This is a genomic window from Dolichospermum sp. DET69 (assembly GCA_017355425.1).
In the GTDB taxonomy this organism is placed as follows: domain Bacteria; phylum Cyanobacteriota; class Cyanobacteriia; order Cyanobacteriales; family Nostocaceae; genus Dolichospermum.
Genome location: CP070233.1, coordinates 3,552,770 through 3,577,100, shown reverse-complemented (window position 1 = coordinate 3,577,100; position 24,331 = coordinate 3,552,770). Strand labels below are relative to the sequence as shown.

Annotated in this window: 22 protein-coding genes; 16 read left to right on the top strand and 6 right to left on the bottom strand. The window is 37.6% G+C overall.

Annotated elements, in window-relative coordinates; genetic code table 11:
* Position 1: 1 nt before the first annotated feature.
* Together EZY12_16275 and EZY12_16270 are read right to left on the bottom strand one after the other, a co-directional pair.
* Positions 2-220: a DUF433 domain-containing protein gene (locus EZY12_16275; protein ID QSX66369.1), complete on the bottom strand. Its 219-nt coding sequence runs from the start codon at positions 218-220 to the stop codon at positions 2-4.
* 79 nt (positions 221-299) lie between these two features.
* Entirely contained in the window at positions 300-962 is a 663-nt protein-coding gene (locus EZY12_16270) for a class I SAM-dependent methyltransferase (GenBank protein QSX66368.1), read from the bottom strand.
* Between the two features lie 23 nt (positions 963-985).
* On the opposite strand from EZY12_16270, the gene EZY12_16265 reads away from it, so the two are divergent.
* The 4 genes from EZY12_16265 (at position 986) to radC (ending at position 7,086) form a co-directional block, all read left to right on the top strand.
* Entirely contained in the window at positions 986-1,135 is a 150-nt protein-coding gene (locus EZY12_16265; GenBank protein ID QSX66367.1) for a hypothetical protein, read from the top strand.
* 2,031 nt (positions 1,136-3,166) lie between these two features.
* Positions 3,167-4,822, top strand: coding sequence for an IS1634 family transposase (locus EZY12_16260; protein ID QSX70702.1), 1,656 nt, complete (start codon positions 3,167-3,169; stop codon positions 4,820-4,822).
* Positions 4,823-5,269: 447 nt separating this feature from the next.
* Positions 5,270-6,208 carry a phosphoribulokinase gene (locus EZY12_16255; protein QSX66366.1) on the top strand — a complete coding sequence of 313 codons (939 nt, stop codon included), beginning with the start codon at positions 5,270-5,272 and terminating at the stop codon, positions 6,206-6,208.
* Positions 6,209-6,354: 146 nt separating this feature from the next.
* Entirely contained in the window at positions 6,355-7,086 is a 732-nt protein-coding gene (gene radC / locus EZY12_16250; GenBank protein ID QSX66365.1) for a DNA repair protein RadC, read from the top strand.
* 5 nt (positions 7,087-7,091) lie between these two features.
* Here the strand turns inward: radC and EZY12_16245 are convergent, their stop codons facing one another.
* Positions 7,092-7,304 carry a hypothetical protein gene (locus EZY12_16245; GenBank protein ID QSX70701.1) on the bottom strand — a complete coding sequence of 71 codons (213 nt, stop codon included), beginning with the start codon at positions 7,302-7,304 and terminating at the stop codon, positions 7,092-7,094.
* Between the two features lie 634 nt (positions 7,305-7,938).
* On the opposite strand from EZY12_16245, the gene EZY12_16240 reads away from it, so the two are divergent.
* From EZY12_16240 to EZY12_16210, 7 genes are all read left to right on the top strand, one after another.
* Positions 7,939-8,193, top strand: coding sequence for a SemiSWEET family sugar transporter (locus EZY12_16240; GenBank protein ID QSX66364.1), 255 nt, complete (start codon positions 7,939-7,941; stop codon positions 8,191-8,193).
* Between the two features lie 16 nt (positions 8,194-8,209).
* Positions 8,210-9,823, top strand: a complete 1,614-nt coding sequence (locus tag EZY12_16235; protein QSX66363.1) for a radical SAM protein — start codon at positions 8,210-8,212, stop codon at positions 9,821-9,823.
* Positions 9,823-10,695, top strand: coding sequence for an Rpn family recombination-promoting nuclease/putative transposase (locus EZY12_16230; GenBank protein QSX66362.1), 873 nt, complete (start codon positions 9,823-9,825; stop codon positions 10,693-10,695). The genes EZY12_16235 and EZY12_16230 overlap by 1 nt, the downstream gene beginning before the upstream one ends.
* Before the next feature lie 3 nt (positions 10,696-10,698).
* The gene (locus tag EZY12_16225; GenBank protein QSX66361.1) at positions 10,699-11,559 is read left to right on the top strand and encodes an Rpn family recombination-promoting nuclease/putative transposase; all 861 of its coding nucleotides are present in this window, start codon (positions 10,699-10,701) and stop codon (positions 11,557-11,559) included.
* A gap of 3 nt (positions 11,560-11,562) precedes the next feature.
* Positions 11,563-12,423, top strand: a complete 861-nt coding sequence (locus tag EZY12_16220; GenBank protein QSX66360.1) for an Rpn family recombination-promoting nuclease/putative transposase — start codon at positions 11,563-11,565, stop codon at positions 12,421-12,423.
* Between the two features lie 21 nt (positions 12,424-12,444).
* The gene (locus EZY12_16215; protein QSX66359.1) at positions 12,445-13,245 is read left to right on the top strand and encodes a PhzF family phenazine biosynthesis protein; all 801 of its coding nucleotides are present in this window, start codon (positions 12,445-12,447) and stop codon (positions 13,243-13,245) included.
* 414 nt (positions 13,246-13,659) lie between these two features.
* Entirely contained in the window at positions 13,660-14,100 is a 441-nt protein-coding gene (locus EZY12_16210) for a DUF4332 domain-containing protein (GenBank protein ID QSX66358.1), read from the top strand.
* Positions 14,101-14,277: 177 nt separating this feature from the next.
* On the opposite strand, the gene EZY12_16205 is transcribed toward EZY12_16210, so the two are convergent.
* Positions 14,278-14,892: a TetR/AcrR family transcriptional regulator gene (locus tag EZY12_16205; GenBank protein QSX66357.1), complete on the bottom strand. Its 615-nt coding sequence runs from the start codon at positions 14,890-14,892 to the stop codon at positions 14,278-14,280.
* A 184-nt stretch (positions 14,893-15,076) separates the two neighbouring features.
* On the opposite strand from EZY12_16205, the gene EZY12_16200 reads away from it, so the two are divergent.
* Positions 15,077-16,618, top strand: a complete 1,542-nt coding sequence (locus EZY12_16200) for an insulinase family protein (protein ID QSX70700.1) — start codon at positions 15,077-15,079, stop codon at positions 16,616-16,618.
* 38 nt (positions 16,619-16,656) lie between these two features.
* Positions 16,657-18,174 carry an insulinase family protein gene (locus tag EZY12_16195; GenBank protein ID QSX66356.1) on the top strand — a complete coding sequence of 506 codons (1,518 nt, stop codon included), beginning with the start codon at positions 16,657-16,659 and terminating at the stop codon, positions 18,172-18,174.
* 513 nt (positions 18,175-18,687) lie between these two features.
* Here the strand turns inward: EZY12_16195 and EZY12_16190 are convergent.
* Both EZY12_16190 and EZY12_16185 read right to left on the bottom strand, forming a co-directional pair.
* Positions 18,688-20,145: an ammonium transporter gene (locus EZY12_16190; GenBank protein ID QSX66355.1), complete on the bottom strand. Its 1,458-nt coding sequence runs from the start codon at positions 20,143-20,145 to the stop codon at positions 18,688-18,690.
* Positions 20,146-20,913: 768 nt separating this feature from the next.
* Entirely contained in the window at positions 20,914-21,078 is a 165-nt protein-coding gene (locus EZY12_16185; GenBank protein QSX66354.1) for a hypothetical protein, read from the bottom strand.
* 62 nt (positions 21,079-21,140) lie between these two features.
* Between EZY12_16185 and EZY12_16180 the strand changes: the two genes are divergently transcribed.
* From EZY12_16180 to EZY12_16170, 3 genes are all read left to right on the top strand, one after another.
* Positions 21,141-22,316 (top strand): transposase, encoded by a 1,176-nt coding sequence (locus EZY12_16180; protein QSX66353.1) that lies wholly within the window; start codon positions 21,141-21,143, stop codon positions 22,314-22,316.
* A gap of 124 nt (positions 22,317-22,440) precedes the next feature.
* A complete protein-coding gene (gene purH / locus EZY12_16175) occupies positions 22,441-23,964 on the top strand; it encodes a bifunctional phosphoribosylaminoimidazolecarboxamide formyltransferase/IMP cyclohydrolase (GenBank protein ID QSX66352.1) in 1,524 nt (507 codons plus the stop codon).
* Positions 23,965-23,981: 17 nt separating this feature from the next.
* A complete protein-coding gene (locus EZY12_16170) occupies positions 23,982-24,212 on the top strand; it encodes a hypothetical protein (protein QSX66351.1) in 231 nt (76 codons plus the stop codon).
* Positions 24,213-24,331: the final 119 nt, after the last annotated feature.

Genomic DNA, 24,331 nt, shown 5'->3' with positions numbered 1-24,331 from the left:
CCTAAGCTACCTTGTTAATCATTTGTTTTCCTGCTTCTTCTAAGAATGTAATGACTTGTTCCCTAGTAACAGTGGGAAAACCATCTAAAAAATCATCTATTGAGTCTCCTGCTTTTAAATAATCTAAGAGTGTTTGTATAGGAACTCTTGTTCCCGTAAAAACAGGAGTACCACTCATAATTTCAGAAGAGACACTTATAACTGAAGGATGATTGGACATTGTATTTGATATTTTCAAGTTATATTCCTAGTTTAGCTATAAATAGAAGTAAGCGAGATTCCTGCGCTATCTATTCGGACTAATTTTTCATCGCTAAGGTTAATCCGTCGGCTATGGGAACTAAACTCAAGGTAATTCGGGAATCTTGATGTAGTTTGCGATTTAAAGCCCGAATTTTGTTAGTTTGATTATCCTGTATTTCTGTCTCTGCAACTTTACCTGACCACAACACATTATCAATGGCAATTAGTCCACCTGGGCGAATTAATTCCAGCGATCGCTCATAATAATTATCATAGTTACCTTTGTCAGCATCTATAAAGGCAAAATCAAAACTTCCTGCTTCCCCTGCTGTCAATAACTTATCTAAAGTTTCTAAAGCTGGGGCAATATGCAAATCAATTTTATCAGCAACTCCCGCTTGTTGCCAATAACGACGGGCAACACTTGTATATTCTTCACTGACATCACAGGCGACTATTTTACCATCTGCGGGTAAAGCCAAAGCCACTACTAAGGAACTGTAGCCAGTAAATACACCGACTTCTAAGGTTCTTTTTGCTCCTATCAATTTAATTAATAATGCCATAAATTGCCCCTGTTCAGGGGATATTTGCATGATAGACCTGGGCATTTGAGCGGTTTCTTGACGCAGTTGGGTTAAAATAGTTGGTTCGCGCAGGGAAACTGCCAGCAAATAATCATATAAGTTTTGTTCTAAACCCAGGGTTTGTTTTGACATGATTTATATTTATTAATTATTTTATGATAGTTCTTCCTTATCGGTTCTATGATAACAAATTTAAAATCAAATGTCAACCCCCAAATCCTCTAGACTCAGTTACAAGCCTAGAAGATTTAAAAATTCCCTTAGGTAATTGTCTAGAAGCATTAAAAGGTGATATAAAAGCTTAATTGTCTGAATCAGGATATCCAGGATTTGAGGATTTACAGGATGTGATTGAAAGATTGTTTTTGAGGAAGTGGTGATTTTTTCAGTCTGAATCAGGATATCCAGGATTTGAGGATTTACAGGATGTGATTGAAAGATTGTTTTTGAGGAAGTGGTGATTTTTTTAGTCTGAATCAGGATATCCAGGATTTGAGGATTTACAGGATGTGATTGAAAGATTGTTTTTGAGGAAGTGGTGATTTTTTCAGTCTGAATCAGGATATCCAGGATTTGAGGATTTACAGGATGTGATTGAAAGATTGTTTTTGAGGAAGTGGTGATTTTTTTAGTCTGAATCAGGATATCCAGGATTTGAGGATTTACAGGATGTGATTGAAAGATTGTTTTTGAGGAAGTAGTGATTTTTTTAGTCTGAATCAGGATATCCAGGATTTGAGGATTTACAGGATGTGATTGAAAGATTGTTTTTGAGGAAGTGGTGATTTTTTTAGTCTGAATCAGGATATCCAGGATTTGAGGATTTACAGGATGTGATTGAAAGATTGTTTTTGAGGAAGTGGTGATTTTTTTAGTCTGAATCAGGATATCCACCGATTTGAGGATTTACAGGATGTGATTGAAAGATTGTTTTTGAGGAAGTGGTGATTTTTTTAGTCTGAATCAGGATATCCACCGATTTGAGGATTTACAGGATGTGATTGAAAGATTGTTTTTGAGGAAGTAGTGATTTTTTTAGTCTGAATCAGGATATCCAGGATTTGAGGATTTACAGGATGTGATTGAAAGATTGTTTTTGAGGAAGTGGTGATTTTTTCAGTCTGAATCAGGATATCCAGGATTTGAGGATTTACAGGATGTGATTGAAAGATTGTTTTTGAGGAAGTGGTGATTTTTTCAGTCTGAATCAGGATATCCAGGATTTGAGGATTTACAGGATGTGATTGAAAGATTGTTTTTGAGGAAGTGGTGATTTTTTCAGTCTGAATCAGGATATCCAGGATTTGAGGATTTACAGGATGTGATTGAAAGATTGTTTTTGAGGAAGTGGTGATTTTTTTAGTCTGAATCAGGATATCCACCGATTTGAGGATTTACAGGATGTGATTGAAAGATTGTTTTTGAGGAAGTGGTGATTTTTTTAGTCTGAATCAGGATATCCAGGATTTGAGGATTTACAGGATGTGATTGAAAGATTGTTTTTGAGGAAGTGGTGATTTTTGGAAGTTGGGATATTTTAAAGATGTTGTTTTATGCTCTTCTTTCGATGGTTAGTTTACAGCATTTTCGCAATTACCAATTACTCATCCTGAATGAAAATCCTTAAATCCTAATTCTGACAAAATCATCTCCAAAATCCCCACAAACAATCATTAAACAACATCCTGAAAAATCCCAACTTCCCACAAACAATCATCCAACAACATCCTGTAAATCCTGAAATCGGTGGATATCCTGATTCTGACAAAATCATCTCCAAAATCCCAACTTCCCACAAACAATCATCCAACAACATCCTGTAAATCCTCAAATCGGTGGATATCCTGATTCAGACATTGACAAAATTATCAGGTTGCCTATATATGGGCGCACACTTTTCCACTCATAACATAAATATAGCCTAGTCTTTGAGATTTGTCAAGTCTTGATTGTCTGATAGCGTAGCGTGGCGTAGCCATATCAGGATGTCCAGGATTTAAGGATTGACAGGATAAAGAGGAAAATAATTATATCCCACATTCCGCACCCACAACTGTCACACCCCAAGGAAACGGATGTAGTTAGTACATAGGAACTAATTGCCGAGAGGATTTGTTTAAGCTAAATAGGAATTATTACTATTAAGCTAGAGATATAGTTAAATATTTACGACCAAGTATGAAATTATTGGTTCTTAGGTTATTTTGATAGAAAACTGAGTTCAAAATCATTGAAAAGTTTATCCTCAATTACGATGAAAAAACTAAAAAAATGTGTTGACTCAACAGAAAAATGAGAAAATACAAAACAGATACTTTTGTGGAGTTTCTGTTGTCATGTTTAATATAAAAGACCTTGAATTGAAGAAGATTGATCATTTGGGAATAGTAGCAGGAATAGCAGATTCAATTGGGATAGTAGAAATAATTAATAATTTACTAGGGTCAGAACCAGAAGAAAAAGTCAGTGCGGGTCAGGTAGTAAAGGCGATGATTTTAAACGGATTAAGCATGATGTCACAGCCTTTATATATGTTCCCAAAATTCTTTGAATTAATCGCTTGTGAACACTTAATTGGTGCAGGAGCAAAACCAGAATATTTCAATGATGATAAGCTGGGGAGAGTATTAGATAAATTATTTATAAAAGGACTAGATACAGTATTTTTAGCAGTCAGTTTAAATACGGTAGAAATATATCAGATATCACTTTTATCATCACACTTGGATTCAACATCATTTCATGTAGATGGAGAATATGAATATAGTTTACCAGAAGTAATCTTCAAAAATCAAAAAGAATCAGGTTCATTAGAAAAAGAAAATGAAGAGAAAAAATCACCTCAAACAATAAACCTAACCTATGGTTATTCCCGTGACCATAGACCAGATTTAAAACAATTTATTACACAATTAATATGTTCAGGAGATGGAGATATACCAATATATATAAAAGCAGTGTCAGGAAATGAAGTTGATTCTAAAAAGTTTGGAGAAATTGCAGTTGAGTATCAGAAAAGAATACAAGTTGATAGTTTAATAGTAGCAGATAGCGCATTATATACAGAATCAAATATCAAGTTAATGTCGAGTATCAAATGGTTGACGCGAGTACCATTGACGATAAAATTGGCAAAAAGCTTAGTAATGAGTTTAGCAGAATCGGAATTTGTTAAAAGTGAAAAATCAGGATATTCTTATGCCCAAAGAAAAATAACTTATGGAGACATAGAACAAAGATGGTTAGTTGTACAAAGTCAAGATAGAAAAAAATCTGACTTACAGAAATTATCTAAGAAAATAGAAAAAGCTTTGATAAATACTGAAGCTAAGTTAAAAAAACTAGCACAAGAAAAATTTGCTTGCGCTGCTGATGCTAGAAAAGAATTAACCAAAATAAGTAAAGAATTTAAATATCATCAGGTAGCAAATATCGAAATTACGGAAAAAATTCCCAACATCAAAGAAGAAAATCAATCAAAATACTATCAAATTTCAGCAACGGTTGATGAAAATAAAGATGTTATTGAGCAAGAAATGTTAAGTGCAGGAAGGTTTATAATTGCTACGAATGTTCTGTGTGAAAAGGAACTGAGCGATGAGAAAATGCTATCTGAATATAAAGCGCAGCAATCATGTGAAAGAGGATTTAGTTTTCTCAAAAATCCTTTATTTTTAGCAGATAGTATTTTTCTCAAAAGCCCAGAAAGAATAGAAGCCTTGGCAATGATAATGGGGTTATGTTTGCTAGTTTATACTCTAGCACAAAGAGAAATTAGAGCCGCTTTAAAATCCTTAAACTATACTGTAAAAAATCAATTGGGAAAAGCCATAAACAATCCAACCATGCGGTGGATATTTCAATGTTTTCAATCAGTTCATCTTGTTACTTTTCAAGAAAAAAGAGAATTTTATAATTTAACATCAGAAATGAAGTACATTCTCCTATTCCTCCCAGAAAATTGCCGTAATTACTACAGATATATAAGTTGATTTATCAATATTATCAATATTTTAATTAGACCATTTGGTTCATTAATAAAATTAATGTTCTGAAATTTTCATGGCGTTTTTAACTTTATTTTTAGATAAACATAAGTTACAATTATATATTAATATTATCAGCATATAATTATATTATTAAAATTCTCTACCAAACCACTCTTGTATTTATTGCTCCTTATTGAGAATACATCTAATAAATTTTCCTATCCAAAATCCATTTTTTTTGAGCCAAAGGTAATTTTTTACTCCTTTTTTATTAATTAATTTCCGTAATAACCGATTGTGACAGTTAAGGGTGCGGAATGTGGGTTATATTGGTGGTTGAAAAGTTTGTGTAGAGATGTTGCAAACAGAGGATTTTCTGAATAAATTGGTTATCTGCCTTCTAAAATTAAGGATTATTCTATAAACTTACTCGCGTCAGAGAGGGTATTCATGAGCCGTCCAATTATTCTGGGTATTGTTGGTGATAGTGCTGCTGGGAAAACAACTCTGACTAGAGGTATTGCTCAGGTACTAGGTCCTGAAAATGTAACTATTATCTGTACGGACGATTACCATCGTTATGATCGCACACAACGGGCAGAATTGGGGATTACAGCCCTCCATCCCGATTGTAACTATCTGGATATCATGCAGCAACATTTATCGCTGCTACGCACAGGACAGGCAATTCTCAAGCCGGTTTACAGCCACTCCACAGGGACTTTTGAGCCGCCGCAATATATCAAGCCCAGTAAATTTGTGATTATCGAAGGGTTACTAGGTTATTCTACCCGTGCAGCCCGTGAAGCTTATGATGTAAAGGTTTATCTTGCCCCTCCTGAATCACTGCGTGCTGATTGGAAGGTGAAACGAGATACGCAAAAACGTGGTTATTCTCCAGAACAGGTATTAGCGGAATTAGACAAACGCGAACCAGATTCAGAAATGTATATTCGTCCTCAGCGGCAATGGTCAGATATTGTGGTCAGTTTCTATCCTCCCAATGATGAAGTTGATGAAACTAATGGACGTTTAAATGTGCGCTTGGTGCTGCGTCCTTCGATTCCTCATCCCGATTTTACGGAAATTATCCATGCAGGGCGTAGTGATTCCCAATCAGCTATCCGCTTGGGACTGGATAGAGATATGGGAAAACCGGTAGATGTTTTAGAGGTTGACGGTCATGCAACATTGGAACAGGTGAATAAAATCGAACGGATTATGTGTAACGATATGCCGCATTTGAATAGTGTGTGCGATCGCGAAAGCAATCCAGAATTAGGTAAAATAGCGGGGACAACTGGCGAAACATTGCAAAGTTACCCCCTCGCCCTCACTCAGTTAATTATTACTTACCATATGCTCAAAGCTACGCAAATATACCAGTAATTAATTTACATTTTTCATTCAGTATCACTCAGGTAATCTCTACAAAAAATAAAGATTTTGTCAAGCAGGAATAATTGTCACTGGAAATAAGGGATAAATAAGGATGGCTCTACCCAATTATTCCCAATTCAAAATCCCCGATTGGTATGACTTATTGCCTGAGAATAGCCGACTTACCCGAAAATGAACGCCCCCGTGAAAGATTAATAACTCACGGACCGAAAATTTTAGCTACAGCGGAATTAATCGCTATTTTGCTGGGTACTGGTCAAGGACCTGGTAAATTATCCGCAGTTGGTTTAGGGCAATATATATTACAAGTATTAGGCAAAGGTCAGTGTGATCCCTTAGCCGCTTTACGAGATGTTTCCCCCGCTGAGTTAATGGAAATTCCCGGTGTGGGACCGGCAAAAGCGACAACTATCTTGGCTGCAATTGAATTAGGTAAACGGACTTTTTTATCCCGTCCTTCCGATGGAACAGTCATTGATAGTCCCATTGCTGCGGCTGCTGTGCTTAGTCAAGACTTGATGTGGCAAAATCAAGAAAGATTTGCCGTGTTATTATTAGATGTGAAAAATAAGTTATTAGGAACAAGGGTAATTACTATTGGTACTGCAACAGAAACTCTAGCCTCACCTCGTGATATTTTTAGAGAAGTTATTCGTCAAGGTGCTACACGGGTAATAGTTGCCCATAATCATCCTTCTGGTAGTTTAGAACCCAGTGAAGCCGATATAGAATTGACTCGTCAATTATTAGCCGGTGCGGAACTTCTAGCCATTCCCATTTTAGATCATTTAATCTTAGGTAATGGCACTCATCAGAGTTTAAGAGAAATTACCACTTTATGGGATGATTGTCCTCAAGTTGATTGATATTTCTACCTTTTTTGTTCTGTTTCTTCTAGCTGCTTCTCTGTTCGTTCATAAGGGTTTTTAGGAGGCTTAACGGTGGGAAATAGGTTAAGTGCAAAGTCATTTAAAGCTATGCGGGTTTGAATGCTAGATTTCCCTAATTTACCTGGTAATACCTTATCTCCCAGGATTATAAAGAGAATAAAGGCAATAATCAAAAAAGGCATATATCGTTTCATCTTCGATTTCTCACTAATTAGATATAGCAATTGATGACTATCTTTATATAATGCCCGAATTAGCAGCAAAACAATAACTTAGAAATAATATTCTTTTTTGAATTTAATAATCAAATAACATCATCTATCAAAACTTCTGGCATAGTTAATTTATCCTATAGTAGGGAACAGAGTTAAAAGTCTTTTTCTGTATGGTTTCTTAGAGGATGTTTGAAAAGTATCAGAATTAATCGAGATCCCCCTTACAAAGGCTACGGTGTACACACAAGTCTTCTAGAGTTGCCCCACAACGTTTAGATCCCCCCAACCCCCCTTAAAAAGGGGGGCTAAATTCTTCAAAGTCCCCCTTTTTAAGGGGGATTTAGGGGGATCGGATCACGTTTAGCATCCTGTCTAGAGATGTGTGTACACCGTAGCTTACAAAGGGGGGCTAAATTCCTCAAAGTCCCCCTTTTTAAGGGGGATTTAGGGGGATCTGCGGGTGTTAGATACCACACGAAAAAGTTTTCAAACAACCTCTTAGGAAAATTTTGTATCTCATTCAACTGCATACCGCTATATCGGACTGCTATATTTGGCTAAATATCTGCAATTAATGGAGTATAATCTTTAAATTTAGGATATATTTTTAAACATGAATTTTATCACCATTTTAGGATTAGTTGCCGGGGCATTGACCACTATTGCTTTTTTACCGCAAATGTTCCAAATATGGCGGACAAAATCAGCAAAAGATGTGTCCTATGTGATGCTGATTGTCTTCATGAGTGGCTTATTTCTGTGGTTAATCTATGGGATTATTCTCGGGGCTTTACCAGTGATTCTCGCTAATGGGGTGACATTATTTTTTAACTTGATTATTCTATGGCTTAAAATTAAATATAGATAACTCTACTAAAAAAGCTGTGACCTCATCTGTATTTGACTCGGAACACCTTCTATTTACCCCCGCAACCCCTAATCACGACGCTATTCCTGTAATTTTCGCCTTTCCCAATGAGTACACGGTGGGGATAACGAGTCTGGGTTATCAGGTGGTATGGGCAACTTTGGCTATGCGTGAGGATTTGCAGGTAAGTCGTTTATTTACTGATATTCGGGAACAACTCCCTAGACATCCAGAATTATTAGGTTTTTCGATGTCTTGGGAATTAGATTATGTGAATATTTTTAATCTTTTGGAATCTTTAGAAATTCCCATTCGTGCTAATTCTCGTAGTCAAAATCATCCTTTAATTTTTGGTGGTGGACCTGTTCTTACGGCTAACCCTGAACCTTATGCAGAATTTTTTGATGTGGTTCTGTTGGGAGATGGTGAAAATCTGCTTGGTGATTTTATAGATACTTATAAAAAAGTTAGAAATGCTGATAGAGAAACTCAATTAAAAACATTAGCCCAAGTTCCCGGAATTTATATTCCTAGTTTATATGTAATAGAATATATCACACCAGATGGAGAAATAAAATCAATTAATCCCATTTCGTCAGAAATTCCCACAATTATCCAAAAGCAAACTTACCGAGGTAATACTCTTTCTGCTTCTACTGTCGTTACCGAAAAAGCCGCTTGGGAAAATATTTATATGGTGGAAGTGGTGCGAAGTTGTCCCGAAATGTGCCGCTTTTGTTTAGCCAGTTATTTAACTTTACCTTTTAGAACTGCCAGTTTAGAAGATTCTTTAATTCCTGGAATTGAACGGGGATTAAAAGTTACAAATCGCTTGGGTTTATTGGGTGCTTCTGTCACCCAACATCCAGAATTTACAGAATTATTAGATTATATTAGTCAGCCAAAATATGATGATGTGCGTTTGAGTGTGGCTTCTGTGAGAACCAATACAGTTACAGTTAAATTAGCCCAAACTTTGGCGAAACGAGATACAAGATCATTGACAATTGCGGTCGAAAGTGGTTCAGAAAAAGTCCGGAAAATTGTCAATAAAAAATTGGATAATGATGAAATTATTCAAGCAGCTATCAATGCAAAAGCTGGTGGTTTATCTAGTTTAAAACTCTATGGAATGGTGGGAATTCCTGGAGAAGAAGCCGAAGATGTGGACGCAACTGTAAAAATGATGCAAAGTGTCAAAAAAGCTGCTCCTGGTTTGCGGTTAACGTTGGGTTGCAGTACCTTTGTCCCTAAGTCGCATACACCTTTTCAATGGTTTGGGGTTAATAAACAAGCAGAAAAGAGGTTACAATTATTACAAAAATATATTAAGCCTCAAGGGATAGAGTTTCGACCAGAAAGCTATAATTGGTCAATTATACAGGCTTTGTTGTCCAGAGGCGATCGCCGACTTTCCCCATTATTAGAATTAACCCGTGATTTTGGTGACTCTTTGGGAAGTTATAAACGGGCTTTTAAACAACTGAAAGGACAAATTCCCGACTTAGATTTTTATGTTTATAGCAATTGGTCAACTGAGAAAATTTTACCTTGGAATCACTTGCAAGGACCATTACCACAGTCTACACTAATTAAGCATTTAGCAGAAACGGGATTAAATCATAAATAATGCACACAGATACCATATTTTACCAAATCTTTCTCACCTTCCACAGTTTATTATTTGAACTCCTGGGACAACCCATAGAAAATGCTGAAGGTTATCAGTTTACTTCTGTGGAAGTTAAAGAAAAAGCCTTTCGATTTGATGGCATATTCATGCCAGATAGTGCCGAAAAACCTATCTATTTTGTGGAAGTCCAATTTCAAAACAAACCAGAATTTTATTGGGAATTAATCACAGAAATTAACATTTATCTCAATCAATACAAACCGCAACAAGATTGGCAAGCAGTGGCTTTATTTGCTAAACGTAGTTTGGATGTGGAAGTATTAACTAATTATCAACAAGAATTAGTTAATAGTGGTCGAATTCAAAGAATTTATTTAGATGAAATTCCAACAGGTTCAATCGGTATGGGGTTAATTGAATTAATTGTGAGTAAAGAAAATCAAGCACCACAATTAGTACAAAATCTTATGGCAAGAACCAAGACAGAGATTAGCAATGATAGAGAAAAAAAAGGTATTATAGAGTTATTGGAAACTGTTTTGGTGTCGAAGTTTTCACAATTAAGCCGTCAGGAGGTTGAAGCGATGTTTTTACTTAGTGATATCAAGCAAACAAGAGTTTATCAAGAAGCAAAAGAAGAAGGTCAACAGGAAGGCAGACAAGCAGAAGCAACAAACTTACTGCTGCGAATATTATCGAAACGATTTGGAAAATTAAGTAGTAGTGGCAAATATGAATTGCCAGTGCGTTACATTGAAAGCATCAACAGATTGACAATAGCACAGTTAGAAGACCTGGGAGAAGCATTATTAGACTTTGGAGATATTAACGACTTAGAACAATGGTTAAAATCTCACATAAAATCATAAATAATGCACACAGATACCATATTTTATCAAATCTTTCTCACCTTCCACAGTTTATTATTTGAACTCCTGGGACAACCCATAGAAAATGCTGAAGGTTATCAGTTCACTTCTGTGGAAGTTAAAGAAAAAGCCTTTCGATTTGATGGCATTTTTATGGCCGATAGTGCCGAAAAACCCATCTATTTTGTAGAAGTCCAATTTCAAAACAAACCAGAATTTTATTGGGAATTAATCACAGAAATTAACATCTATCTCAATCAATACAAACCGCAACAAGATTGGCAAGCAGTGGCTTTATTTGCTAAACGTAGTTTGGATGTGGAAGTATTAACTAATTATCAACAAGAATTAGTTAATAGTGGTCGAATTCAAAGAATTTATTTAGATGAAATTCCAGCAGGTTCAATCGGTATGGGGTTAATTGAATTAATTGTGAGTAAAGAAAATCAAGCACCACAATTAGTACAAAATCTTATGGCAAGAACCAAGACAGAGATTAGCAATGATAGAGAAAAAAAAGGTATTATAGAGTTATTGGAAACTGTTTTGGTGTCGAAGTTTTCACAATTAAGCCGTCAGGAGGTTGAAGCGATGTTTTTACTTAGTGATATCAAGCAAACAAGAGTTTATCAAGAAGCAAAAGAAGAAGGTAGACAAGCAGAAGCAACAAACTTACTGCTGCGTCAATTATCTAAGAGATTTGGAAAATTAAGCAGTGGTGGCAAATATGAATTGCCAGTCCGCTACATTGAAAGCATCAACAGATTGACAATAGCACAGTTAGAAGACCTGGGAGAAGCATTATTAGACTTTGGAGATATTAACGACTTAGAACAATGGTTAAAATCTCACATAAAATCATAAATAATGCACACAGGTACCATATTTTACCAAATCTTTCTCACCTTCCACAGTTTATTATTTGAACTCCTGGGACAACCCATAGAAAATGCTGAAGGTTATCAGTTCACTTCTGTGGAAGTTAAAGAAAAAGCCTTTCGATTTGATGGCATTTTTATGGCCGATAGTGCCGAAAAACCTATCTATTTTGTGGAAGTTCAATTCCAAAACAAACCAGAATTTTATTGGGAATTAATCACAGAAATTAACATTTATCTCAATCAATACAAACCGCAACAAGATTGGCAAGCAGTGGCTTTATTTGCTAAACGTAGTTTGGATGTGGAAGTATTAACTAATTATCAACAAGAATTAGTTAATAGTGGTCGAATTCAAAGAATTTATTTAGATGAAATTCCAACAGGTTCAATCGGTATGGGGTTAATTGAATTAATTGTGAGTAAAGAAAACCAAGCACCACAATTAGTACAAAATCTTATGGCAAGAACCAAGACAGAGATTAGCAATGATAGAGAAAAAAAAGGTATTATAGAGTTATTGGAAACTGTTTTGGTGTCGAAATTTTCACAATTAAGCCGTCAGGAGGTTGAAGCGATGTTTTTACTTAGTGATATCAAGCAAACAAGAGTTTATCAAGAGGCAAAAGAAGAAGGTCAACAAGAAGGTGAGAAAAACTTACTGCTGCGAATATTATCTAAGAGATTTGGAAAATTAAGCAGTGGTGGCAAATATGAATTGCCAGTGCGCTATATAGAAACCATCAACGGATTAACAATAGCACAGTTAGAAGACCTGGGAGAAGCATTATTAGACTTTGGAGATATTAACGATTTGGAACAGTGGCTAAAATCCCACACAGAATTATAAATTGCTAGATCTTGACTAAAAATGAACCAAATTATTACCCAAGTAGATGCGTTTACCAATATCCCATTTAAGGGAAATCCGGCTGCTGTCTGTGTTTTAGATGATCCACAATCTGAATCATGGATGCAAAATGTTGCCCAGGAAATGAATTTATCAGAAACCGCTTTTTTAATTAAACAAGATGACGGTTTTAATTTACGGTGGTTTACACCAAAAGTAGAAGTTCCTCTGTGTGGACACGCAACCTTGGCCAGCGCTCATGTATTATGGTCTCAAGGACATTTACTACCAAATCAAGAGGCGCGTTTCTATACAAAAAGTGGTATACTTGTAGCTAAACTAGAAAATGATTGGATTCAGTTAGATTTTCCAGTGAATATTTCCCAACCTGTCGAATTATTTCCAGAATTAAGTCAAGTTTTAGGAGTAACTTGTAAATCTGTTGTCCAAAATTCTCTTAGCTATTTAGTGGAAGTAGAATCTGAGCAATTAGTCAGAGAAATGCAGCCGAATTTTCAACAGATGAAAACCTTGACTAAGGCTGATATTATTGTTACTAGCATCGCTAATTATGACTCAAAATATGATTTTGTCTCTCGCTTTTTTGCCCCAGGTTTAGGTATTGATGAAGATCCGGTAACAGGTGCGGCACATTGTTGTTTAGCCCCATTTTGGCGAGATAAATTGGGAAAAGATGAATTTTTAGCCTATCAAGCTTCCAGTCGGGGTGGAGTAGTGAAAGTATACTATCCAGGAGCAAACCGCGTCTTTATATCTGGACAAGCTGTAACAGTAATGCAAGGAAAATTAACTATAGGTTAAGGATTGACTTTTTAACGAAATAGGGGAGATAAAAGTTTGCCAATACTGATAATTATCATAGGGATATTCGCTGGAATGAAATACAAAAATTAGGTTGAAAGCCATACAGCACGCCTTCTTTCTTCTGATTCAGTAACCCCTTTTTTTTGGTGAATTATCCAATAAGTTAATATTTGTAATTAAGTTTTTGGATCGTAAGATGACAGTTATCGGGTATTATTGACTGTGAACGTCCTTTAATCAAGGAAGTTGAGCAATAAACAAATTGCAGGTTTGAATTTTTCTAGGTCATAATGTCCATAATACTGTCCTAAAGAAGGATGGCTATTTGATAAAAATGTGAAAATTCAAAAAGTAAAATCCCGGTAAATCCTGAATTTTTACATAAATTAACCCATACTAAAAACTCAAAAAATGACCATTAACCGTGCAACTAATAGAAATTTACTTCAAAAATCCGATTGGCCTGTTAAAGACTTACCAGGATTAAGCGCAGAAGATCAAGCACAACTAAAAAATTGTGGCATCAACACCACAGAAGAACTAATTAAAAGAGGAAAAACTCCAGAAGAGAGAATAGTATTAGCAGGTAAATTACAGGTAAATATCCATTCTGTGAATAAATGGGTAGTTTTAGCAGGTTTAGCCCGTGTTCCCAGTGTAGGAACTCAATATTGCGGTATATTGCTTCACTCTGGTGTTATTTCCATTGCTCAATTAGCGCAAACTCCTACTCACAGATTACATAGACAAGTTATGCGTTTGCAAGTAGCAACATTGCATAACCGCGATTTGTGTCCAGCAGTTGAATTAGTGCAACAGTGGAGTCATCAAGCGCAAGCAATGGGGAATTAGTCAGTGGTCAGTGGTCAGTGGTCAGTGGTCAGTGGTCAGTAGTCAGTGGTCAGTAGTCAGTGGTCAGTAGTCAGTGGTCAGTGGTCAGTGGTCAGTGGTCAGTGGTAAAGATCCTTACCTCTTGTTCGCTGTTAACTGTCAACCGTCAACCGTCAACTGTCAACCGTCAACTGTTATCTATTCCTTTGCTAGAACACCGTTAAGAAATATATCCGCTAATCCTTCCGCCATTTTTTGCATTTCTTGGGGGGAGGCGTTGGGTTCTATAAGGGTATGATCAGAAAAACCGGCGATCGCAAATAAACCCAAAAAAACTTTAGCTCCAATTTTGGCATCCATCTGACGATAGATGCCTTTATCTATTGCAGTTTGAAAAAATGCTTCAGCAACAGAAGTCATTTTATCAATGACTTCTGTTTGAATGCGATCGCGCAAATCTGGATGAAATTGCACTTCCATAAAGCAAACGCGCATAATATCGGCGTTTTTTTGCATATTCCACATCCGACGGCGCATAACTTGGGCGATCGCCTTATAGCTACCCATTTCGCTTAACTCGGTCAGCAAATCCGTGAGAATATCCACCCAACCGCTCGTGGCCACTTCCACCAAAATTGCTTTTTTATTGGCAAAATGACGAAAGAGAGTTCCCTCAGCTACCCCTGCGGTTTGCGCTAAATCACGGGTTGTGGTTCCCTCGAATCCCTTCGCAGCAAACAACCGTTGTGCTGCTTGCAAAATACGTGTGCGCGTCTGTATTTCTGACGATGGAGGAGAATTAAAAACTCGCATGGTAATTATTTTGATATCTCCAAAACAAGATTTGTAGCCCTATTGTGCAATGGAGAATGTAAAAATTACAGAAAGCTTAATAGAAGGTTAAATCTCTTCGTGTTAATTATTCAATTTTTCCAGTAATGTAAATTTACATTAACTTTAACTTTTGCTTATGCACCAGACAATTTTAGAATCATTCATGGATAACCTGAAAAAATCCCCATGCCGTCGGCTATTAGCAACTGCTTTGGCGTTGATCTTATTTAATTGGGGATGGATGCCAGAAATGGCCATAGCCCTGCAAAAATCCGAAAATTCAATTCAACCCTACCTAGAACAAGTAATTAATCGGCTCACAGAATTTCGCCTCGATAATGGACTAAAATTCATTGTTTTAGAAAGACATCAAGCCCCAGTAGTTTCCTTTCTCACTTATGCTGATGTCGGTGGTATTGATGAACCAGATGGACAAACAGGTGTAGCCCACTTTTTAGAGCATCTGGCATTTAAAGGCACAAAGCGGATTGGCACTACAGACTATAAAGCTGAAGCACCACTTTTACAAAAATTAGAACAGTTAGATAACCAAATTAAAACTGCAAAAACCAGCGGCAAAAAAGCCGAAATAGCGCGGTTAGAAACTGAATTTAAAGCCATGGAAGGCCAGGCACTCAAATTAGTTAAACAAAACGAAATGGGGCAAATTGTCGAACAAGCTGGAGGTGTGGGTTTAAATGCCAATACTTCCTCCGAAGCTACCCGCTATTTTTATAGTTTTCCTGCCAATAAATTAGAACTGTGGATGTCCTTGGAATCTGATCGTTTTTTAGATCCTGTATTTCGGGAATTCTATAAAGAAAAAGAGGTAATTTTAGAAGAAAGACGGTTGCGAGTAGAAAATTCACCTATCGGCCAAATGGTGGAAAAATTTATAGATGCTGCTTTCAAAGTTCATCCTTATCGCCGACCAGTAATTGGTTATGATCAAGATATTCGCAACTTAACACCAGAGAATGTTAAGAAGTTTTTTGATGCTTATTATGCTCCCAGTAATTTAACTATTGCCATTGTGGGAGATGTCAATCCTGCTGAAGTGAAAAAACTGGCACAAACTTATTTTGGACGTTATCAAGCTAAACCCAAACCACAGCAAAAACTACCAGTAGAACCCCAACAAACCGCTACCAGGGAAGTTACTTTAGAATTAGCTACCCAACCTTGGTATTTAGAAGGTTATCATCGTCCGGCTGTGACTCATCCCGACAATGCAGTTTACGAAATAATTGGTAGTTTATTGAGTGACGGGAGAACATCAAGACTGTATAAGTCTTTGGTAGAAAAACAAAGTTTAGCCCTAAATGCCCAAGGTTCTAGTGGATTTCCAGGAGATAAATATCCCAATCTGATCTTCTTTTATGCTCTCACATCTCCAGGAAAAACAGTGGATCAAGTGGCGATCGCATTACGACAAGAAATTGATAACTTGAAAACTGAACCTGTATCTGCGGTGGAATTAGCCAGACTAAAAACCCAAGCTAGAGCGGGTTTATTACGGAGCCTTGATTCTAACTCAGGTATGGCAGCACAATTGTTGGAATATGAAGTAAAAACCGGTTCTTGGCGCAATTTATTCCAGCAATTAGACAAAATTGCCGCTGTCACTCCTGAAGATATTCAAAGAGTAGCCAAAGCAACTTTTACCCCAGAAAATCGCATAGTTGGCAAGTTGTTGTCAAAATAAGCCAGATAGAAATTTAAAATTCAAAGTTGAAGACAGATATGTTAAGGTTTGATTTGAAAAGCCAAAAATTCCACTTTTCCAAGGGACAAAGATTCGTTTTTATCTTGGGAATGGTTGTTGCTTGTTTGCTAGTAAATTTTAATTTTTCTTCAGAAAATTTTTCTTGGGCAGCAACAGCAGCAAAGCATTACGATGAGTTAAAATTTGCCCCAGTTTCAGCAGTTAAATTACCCAAGTATGAAAGGTATGTCCTAGAAAATGGTTTGGTAGTTTATTTAATGGAAGATCATGAACTACCATTAGTAACTGGTACAGCATTGATTAGAACAGGTAGCCGGTTGGAAGGCGAAAAAGCAGGTTTAGCTAGTTTAGTTGGTTCAACATTGCGAAGTGGTGGCACTCAAAAGCATTCTGCTGATCAGTTAAATGAGATTTTAGAACAACGAGCAGCATCTGTAGAAACAGATATGGGTGAAGCTGCTGGTAGTGCTAGTTTTGAGGCATTGACTGAAGATTTAGAAATGGCTTTTGGGCTATTTACTGAGGTACTGCGAGAACCAACTTTTGCTCAAGAAAAGTTGGATTTGGATAAAACTCAGATTCGCGGTGGTATTGCTAGACGAAATGATAACCCTAATAGTATTGCCAGTCGAGAGTTGAGAAAATTAATCTATGGGAAAGAAAGTCCATACTCGCGGACAGTTGAGTATGCAACTCTTGATAAAATTTCCCGTGATGATTTACTCAAGTTTTACCAGCAATATTTTCACCCCAATAATTTAATTTTAGGGATTGTTGGCGATTTTAATCCTCAAAAAATGCGATCGCTCATTCAAGCCAAATTTGGTGACTGGAAATCAAATCCAGAAATTGCTAAAACCCAACTACCAGAAGTTGCACAAGCTAATTTAGGTGGTGTATTTTTCGTGAATCAACCCCAACTCACCCAAAGTAGTGTTTTACTCGGCCATTTAGGCGGAAAATTCGATAATCCTGATTATCCAGCTTTGGACGTAATGAATGGCGTTTTAAATGGATTTGGAGGACGCTTATTTAATGAATTGCGATCGCGCCAAGGTTTAGCATATTCTGTGTATGGGATGTGGAGTCCCCGTTTTGACTATCCAGGAACATTTGTGGCTGGGGGACAAACTCGCACAGAAACCACAGTCCAGTTTATCAAATCACTGCAAACCGAAATCAAACGGTTGCAAACTGGAAATATTACAGCCCAAGAATTAAATAAAGCCAAGGACTCAACGCTAAATTCCTTTGTCTTCAATTTTCAAGATCCTAGCCAAACATTATCTAGGTTAATGCGCTACGAATATTATGGTTATCCCGCTGATTTCCTCTTTCGCTATCAAAAAGCCGTCACTGCCACCACAGCCGCAGATGTTAAACGGGTAGCGCAGAAATACCTACAACCAAAAAATTTAGTCACTTTAGTAGTTGGAAATAAAGCAGCAATGAAACAACCACTAACCAATTTAGCCGACAAGGTAACAACAATAGATATCACAATTCCTGGTACTCAACCAGCAGCTAAGAAGTAATAGAATTTAGATCCCCAACTTCTTAGAGGGTGTTTGATAGCGTTCACGAAGTGTGCCGGAGGCATAGCGTGGCGTTAGCCATAAAGTATTAAATAAAACCAACAATCTCCAAAAACCTAACCCCCCTACCCCCCTTCCCTACAAGGGAATGGGGATTTTAAAGCCTCTCTCCTTATAGGGGAGAGGTTTACAAGAGGGGTTAATTTACACCTTGAACCTAACCCCCCTTCCCTACAAGGGAATGGGGATTTTAAAGCCTCTCTCCTTATAGGGGAGAGGTTTACAAGAGGGGTTAATTTATACTTTGAAAACTTTTAAAACATCATCTTAAAGAAGTCGGGGATCTAGTTATTTAGTTATTATTAAATAGTTCTTCCTTATCAACTTTACGATAACACACCGAAAAATTTTTGTCAATACCCTAAAGTAACTTTTTTTTCGGTTAGCGTTTTTGTGTTCGACGAGGGTGGGTTAAGGTGCAAGCTAACCCACCAACAACTGATTTCCCAAACCCTACAGACTTGTTTGAGGATTTTTAGAGTGGCTTTTTTCTTCCTCTACAAACTCCTCAACTGCATAGACATCAGGCCATACAGTTGCACCATGTTCATAGTTATCAATCCCGATTTGATCAGCTTCAGGATTAACACGCAGTCTACCAATGGCATTAAGTCCAGAGAACATTGCTAGGGCAAAAGTAATAGTAAAAACTGATATTGCAACTACACCTAAAATTTGCACACCCAGTAAATCAAAACCACCCCCTAATAACAGTCCAGCTTTTTTGTTTAAAGTCAATTCTGATTGACCTAAAAAGCCAACTGCCAATGTACCCATCATGCCATTAATACCATGAACAGCAAATGCTCCCACGGGGTCATCAATTTTGCATGATTCAATAATATCAATGCCTAAAACTACTAAAATCCCGCCAGTTAAACCAATCACAACCGCAGCCCAAGGTGCGACAAAAGCGCAACCTGCTGTAACCCCTACCAGTCCTGCCAAAGAACCATTCAGACAATAGACTAAATCCCATTTATGGGAACGTGTATATTGATAAAATATTGCTGATAATGCCCCAGCACCAGCACCAAGAGTAGTATTCAGGGTAATCAAACCAATTAACCCAGGACTACCAGTACCCAGAGTTGAACCGGGGTTAAAGCCATACCAGCCATACCAGAGAATCATTGTTCCCAAAGCTGCTAAACCTAAGTTATGGGCAGGAGGAATTTGTCCCCAAGGAGTCCGTCCAGGCCGGGGTCCGAGTAAATAAGCGCCTACTAAGGCTGTCCAACCGCCAACAGTGTGAACTACGGCACTACCAGCAAAGTCATGAAAACCAATTTTCGCTAACCAACCACTGGAATTCCATACCCAATGCACAACCACGGGATAGCTGAATGCAGCCATAACAGCACTGTAAATTAAATCACCAATAAAGTCTGTTCTCCCAGCCATTGCCCCAGTGGTAATTGTACTGGCTGTAGCCGCAAAGGCAAACTGAAAGAAGAACAAAGTATAGGCATTGAGTCCAGAAGCTATTCCTGGTAAACCACCATTGGTAAAAACACCATTAGTTGGTAATTGACTCAAGAAAAAAGTGTCTGTACCAATGAATCCACCAGCACTTGTGCCAAAGGCAATGCCAAATCCTACACCCCACCAGATGAGAATGGTGACAGCCGCATCAATAAAGTTTTCTAATAGGGCGTTTACTACACCTCTTTGGCGCAGCAAACCCGCTTCTAACATAGAAAAACCAGTTTGCATGAAGAATACTAAAAAGCCTGTGAGTAGTACCCAGGTAGTATCAATGGAAATTTGTAATTGTTTAGTTGTTGCATCTAATGATTCCAGTGTCACAGGATCTGCTGCCTGGACAACTGTGGGGGCAAAAATTGCCAGAACCATCGAACCTATAGCTAGTGCTAGAAGGCGATAAAAGGGACGAATCTGCTTATTCATTGCTGTTTTTCCTGCTAGAAAAGCTGTAATTAGTTTTGTATGAATGTGAAGAACCGAGTGAGAGGGTGATCTAGAAATAACTCAGAAAATCTACTACCCCATAGTGTCAATAAACTACCTATTCTAAACAACTCAAAAGCTTTTTCTACAGAGAAAAAGCTTTTTATTTGTTATGATAAAGGTTATTTATTCGGCAATAATACATAAAGCTTCTGCCTAATTGACAATATCAGCATTTACCGTAATTTGGATCTGATGATCAGCGTTTAAATCTCTAGAAATTTTTATTGTTATGATAAAGATTATTTATGCGGCAATAATACATAAAGCTTCTGCCTAATTGACAATATGAGCATTTACCGTAATTTGGATCTGATGATCAGCGTTTAAATCTCTAAGAATATAAAAATATGATACTTATTGGGCAAATATATAGGTATTGTTTATATAAGGTTGGTCATTGAAGCAAAAATCTCCGTCCCTTTATCTGACAGTATAGGTTTTTAATATTCTCTGTAAAGGCAAGACCGGGAAGACAAGGAGGATTTTGTCCACAAAATACTCAATTTATGGTTTTTTTTATGACCAATCATCCCTTTCTTGTCCGGTTTTCCTCCCTTGTCACCTTGTCTGCCTTGTCCCCCAAATCCCTCTATTAGAGTCGGGAGCTTTAACACAAACAGCAGAAGTCCCACATCTCACTATACCGGAGTGTGGGATGAATGCGCGTGAGTGAGGAATTGCCCAACGGGCGAAATTGAACGCATTTCAATCAGGATCGTTGGTCAATGACGAATGAACATTTTCTGATTTAAGAGAATCTATCCAATCTTCGACTAAGGACGTAATAGTTTTATCTTTGGCTGCGGCGTAAGTTTGCAATACTCGCATTCTTCTTTCACTGATTCTTAGGCTTAATCTTTTATTTTTCATAAAGGGTGGTTAATGGCTATCCTTTATGCTATCATAAAAACAGGTCGAAAGGAAACAAAAAAATGAGAACATCTTATCAGTACCGATTAAAACCAACAAAAGAGCAAGCAGAAAAAATTGATAAAACACTAGATATGCTGCGGCATCAGTATAATTATCAACTGGCTCAACGCTTCCACTGGTACGAACAAAACCGTTCTCCTATTGATAGATGTTCCATTCTTGTTTGTTATTTACCAGAACTAAAAGATAAGCCTAACCGCTTTAGTCAGCAAGCATCATTAATTCAACTTAAAGAAGACCGTCCTTGGTACAAAGAAATTCATTCTCAGGTGCTACAGGAAGTTCCAAAAAAGGTTGAATTAGCTTTTGATCGATGGTTAAAATGTGATGCTAATGGGAAAAAGTCGGGTAGACCTAGATTGAAAAGTGCAGGGCAATACAAAACATTTACTTTTCCCCAATTTAAACAACATCACTTTATTAATAACAGAATTACACTGTCAAAAATAGGAGATATAAAAGTAATTGTTCATCGGCAAATACCCGATGGTTTTGATATTAAAACTGTGTCTGTCACCAAAAAAGCAGACGGGTATTATGTGACTCTAAGCCTTGACGACAAGATAGTTCCCACGATTAAACCTGATTTTAATGCTAATAATACTGTTGGTATTGATGTCGGGTTAATTGATTTTATTGTCACCTCAGACGATGAAAGAATTGCAGCCCCTAAGTTTTTGCGTAAAGCTGAACGTAAATTAAAATCTGCTCAACGTCGTGTTTCTCGTAGAAAGAAAGGTTCTAATCGCCGTAAAAAAGCTATTAAAAAACTAAGTAAGCAGCACAAAAAAGTTGGTGATACTAGAAAAGATTTTCACTTTAAAACTGCTAATAATCTGCTCAAAAAGTACGATGTAGTAGTTGTTGAAAAATTGAATATAAAAGGACTTGCTAAAACAAAATTGGCAAAAAGTATTAACGATGCTGGATGGGGACAGTTCATTACTATACTTTCAAACAAAGCCGAAAATGCTGGTTTGAAAGTGATAGCTGTAAATCCAAACGGTACGAGCCAAGAATGTTCTAATTGCAGTCACAAAGTCAAAAAGCCGCTATCAGAAAGAACGCACAATTGCCCTAATTGTAAGGTCAGCTTGTGTCGGGATCTAAATGCGGCTATAAATATAAAGGCGCGTGGGACACACGCCCCCAAAGCTCAATCAATGTCCTCATAGAGGAGTCGTTGAGAAGCCCACACTCACCCGAAGGGGAGTGTGTGGAGTATGTCACCAATCTGACCATACTTTCGGTAGAATATTCTTCACGAAAGCAATTTAGTCCAAAGGAATTTGGGGAATTATGGCGCGTTTAGCCCTACTGAGTGTATCTAATAAAACTGGTATAATTGATTTAGCCCGGAGTTTAGTTGAGGAATTTGGCTTTGATATCATCAGCAGTGGGGGAACAGCCAAAACCCTGAAAGATGCAGGAATACCAGTTACAAAAGTTTCTGATTATACAGGTTCACCGGAAATTTTAGGCGGTCGGGTGAAAACTCTTCATCCCCGCATTCATGGCGGTATTCTAGCACGGCGAGATGTAGAGCAAGATGTCGCAGATTTGGCAGATAATCAAATTCGGGCGATTGATTTGGTAGTGGTGAATCTTTATCCTTTTGAGGAAACCATTGCGAAACCAGGTGTTACCTTAGCTGACGCGGTGGAACAGATTGATATTGGTGGCCCTGCAATGTTAAGGGCTTCATCAAAAAATTACGCCCATTTAACAGTATTATGTAATCCTGAGCAATATGGTGAGTATTTGCAAGAATTACGCCAAAATGGGTCAGCATCTTTAGAATTCCGCCAAAAATGCGCGTTAAAGGGATTTTTGCATACTGCTAGTTATGATAATGCAATCGCTGCCTATTTAGCTGGCACACAAACAGAAGAATTTACTATTTCTGGTACACAAATCCAATCTTTGCGTTATGGGGAAAATCCTCACCAACCCGCAGCATGGTATCAAACTGGAAATAAGGCCACTGGTTGGGCAGCAGCGATAAAGTTACAAGGGAAGGAACTCAGCTATAATAATTTGGTAGATTTAGAAGCTGCACGCCGCATCATTGCTGAATTTACCGACAGTCCCGCAGCTACAATTATCAAACATACTAATCCCTGTGGCACTGCGGAAGCACCAAACATTTTTAACGCTTATCAAAAAGCTTTTAATGCTGATTCTACCTCGGCTTTTGGGGGAATTGTTGCCTTAAATCGGCCGATTGATGCAGACACAGCGAATGAATTAACAAAGACATTTTTAGAATGTGTGGTTGCTCCTGGTTGTGACGAGGAAGCCCAAGAAATTTTAACTAGAAAAGGCAATGTCCGCGTTTTGATTTTACCAGACTTGTTGACTGGACCTAAAGAAACTGTGAAAGCGATCGCTGGTGGATTTTTAGTCCAATCCGCTGATGATATCATTGCTGATCCTAGTCAATGGCAAGTTGTCAGCGAACGTCAACCTAATTCCAGCGACTTAGCAGAATTACTATTTGCTTGGAAAGTTTGCAAGCACGTTAAATCAAATGCTATCGTAATTACGAGCGATCGCACTACATTAGGTGTCGGTGCTGGACAAATGAACCGCGTCGGTTCGACAAAAATCGCCCTAGAACAAGCTGGAGAAAAAGCCCAAGGAGCATTTCTCGCTAGTGACGGCTTTTTCCCCTTCGATGATACCATCCGAGCAGCCGCAGCAGCCGGAATTACTGCTGTTATCCAACCAGGAGGAAGTCTCCGGGATAAAGACTCTATCAAAGCCGCTAATGAACTGGGTTTATTAATGGTTCTGACTGGTGTACGCCACTTTTTACATTAGTCATTAGTCATTAGTCATTGGTCATTGGTCATTGGTCATTGGTCATTGGTCATTGGTCATTGGTCATTGGTCATTGGTCATTGGTCATTGGTCATTGGTCATTGGTCATTGGTCATTGGTCATTGGTCATTGGTCATTGGTCATTGGTCATTGGTCATTGGTCATTGGTCATTGGTCATTGGTCATTGGTCATTGGTCATTGGTCATTGGTCATTGGTCATTGGTCATTGGTCATTGGTCATTGGTAATAATTCTTGCCCCACTGTCACCTGTTCCCTGTTCCCTGTTAAAAACAATTTTCAAAATAGTTGTCTAAGGTACTTGCCAATTAACTGAAATAGTGATAAATTATATTTGTGTGTGAGGA

Coding starts and splice junctions, on each gene's coding strand:
- EZY12_16275 (QSX66369.1), bottom strand. CDS start 220: ATGTCCAATCATCCTTCAGTTATAAGTGTCTCTTCTGAAATTATGAGT.
- EZY12_16270 (QSX66368.1), bottom strand. CDS start 962: ATGTCAAAACAAACCCTGGGTTTAGAACAAAACTTATATGATTATTTG.
- EZY12_16265 (QSX66367.1), top strand. CDS start 986: ATGATAGTTCTTCCTTATCGGTTCTATGATAACAAATTTAAAATCAAA.
- EZY12_16260 (QSX70702.1), top strand. CDS start 3,167: ATGTTTAATATAAAAGACCTTGAATTGAAGAAGATTGATCATTTGGGA.
- EZY12_16255 (QSX66366.1), top strand. CDS start 5,270: ATGAGCCGTCCAATTATTCTGGGTATTGTTGGTGATAGTGCTGCTGGG.
- radC (QSX66365.1), top strand. CDS start 6,355: ATGACTTATTGCCTGAGAATAGCCGACTTACCCGAAAATGAACGCCCC.
- EZY12_16245 (QSX70701.1), bottom strand. CDS start 7,304: ATGAAACGATATATGCCTTTTTTGATTATTGCCTTTATTCTCTTTATA.
- EZY12_16240 (QSX66364.1), top strand. CDS start 7,939: ATGAATTTTATCACCATTTTAGGATTAGTTGCCGGGGCATTGACCACT.
- EZY12_16230 (QSX66362.1), top strand. CDS start 9,823: ATGCACACAGATACCATATTTTACCAAATCTTTCTCACCTTCCACAGT.
- EZY12_16225 (QSX66361.1), top strand. CDS start 10,699: ATGCACACAGATACCATATTTTATCAAATCTTTCTCACCTTCCACAGT.
- EZY12_16220 (QSX66360.1), top strand. CDS start 11,563: ATGCACACAGGTACCATATTTTACCAAATCTTTCTCACCTTCCACAGT.
- EZY12_16215 (QSX66359.1), top strand. CDS start 12,445: ATGAACCAAATTATTACCCAAGTAGATGCGTTTACCAATATCCCATTT.
- EZY12_16210 (QSX66358.1), top strand. CDS start 13,660: ATGACCATTAACCGTGCAACTAATAGAAATTTACTTCAAAAATCCGAT.
- EZY12_16205 (QSX66357.1), bottom strand. CDS start 14,892: ATGCGAGTTTTTAATTCTCCTCCATCGTCAGAAATACAGACGCGCACA.
- EZY12_16200 (QSX70700.1), top strand. CDS start 15,077: ATGGATAACCTGAAAAAATCCCCATGCCGTCGGCTATTAGCAACTGCT.
- EZY12_16195 (QSX66356.1), top strand. CDS start 16,657: ATGTTAAGGTTTGATTTGAAAAGCCAAAAATTCCACTTTTCCAAGGGA.
- EZY12_16190 (QSX66355.1), bottom strand. CDS start 20,145: ATGAATAAGCAGATTCGTCCCTTTTATCGCCTTCTAGCACTAGCTATA.
- EZY12_16185 (QSX66354.1), bottom strand. CDS start 21,078: ATGAAAAATAAAAGATTAAGCCTAAGAATCAGTGAAAGAAGAATGCGA.
- EZY12_16180 (QSX66353.1), top strand. CDS start 21,141: ATGAGAACATCTTATCAGTACCGATTAAAACCAACAAAAGAGCAAGCA.
- purH (QSX66352.1), top strand. CDS start 22,441: ATGGCGCGTTTAGCCCTACTGAGTGTATCTAATAAAACTGGTATAATT.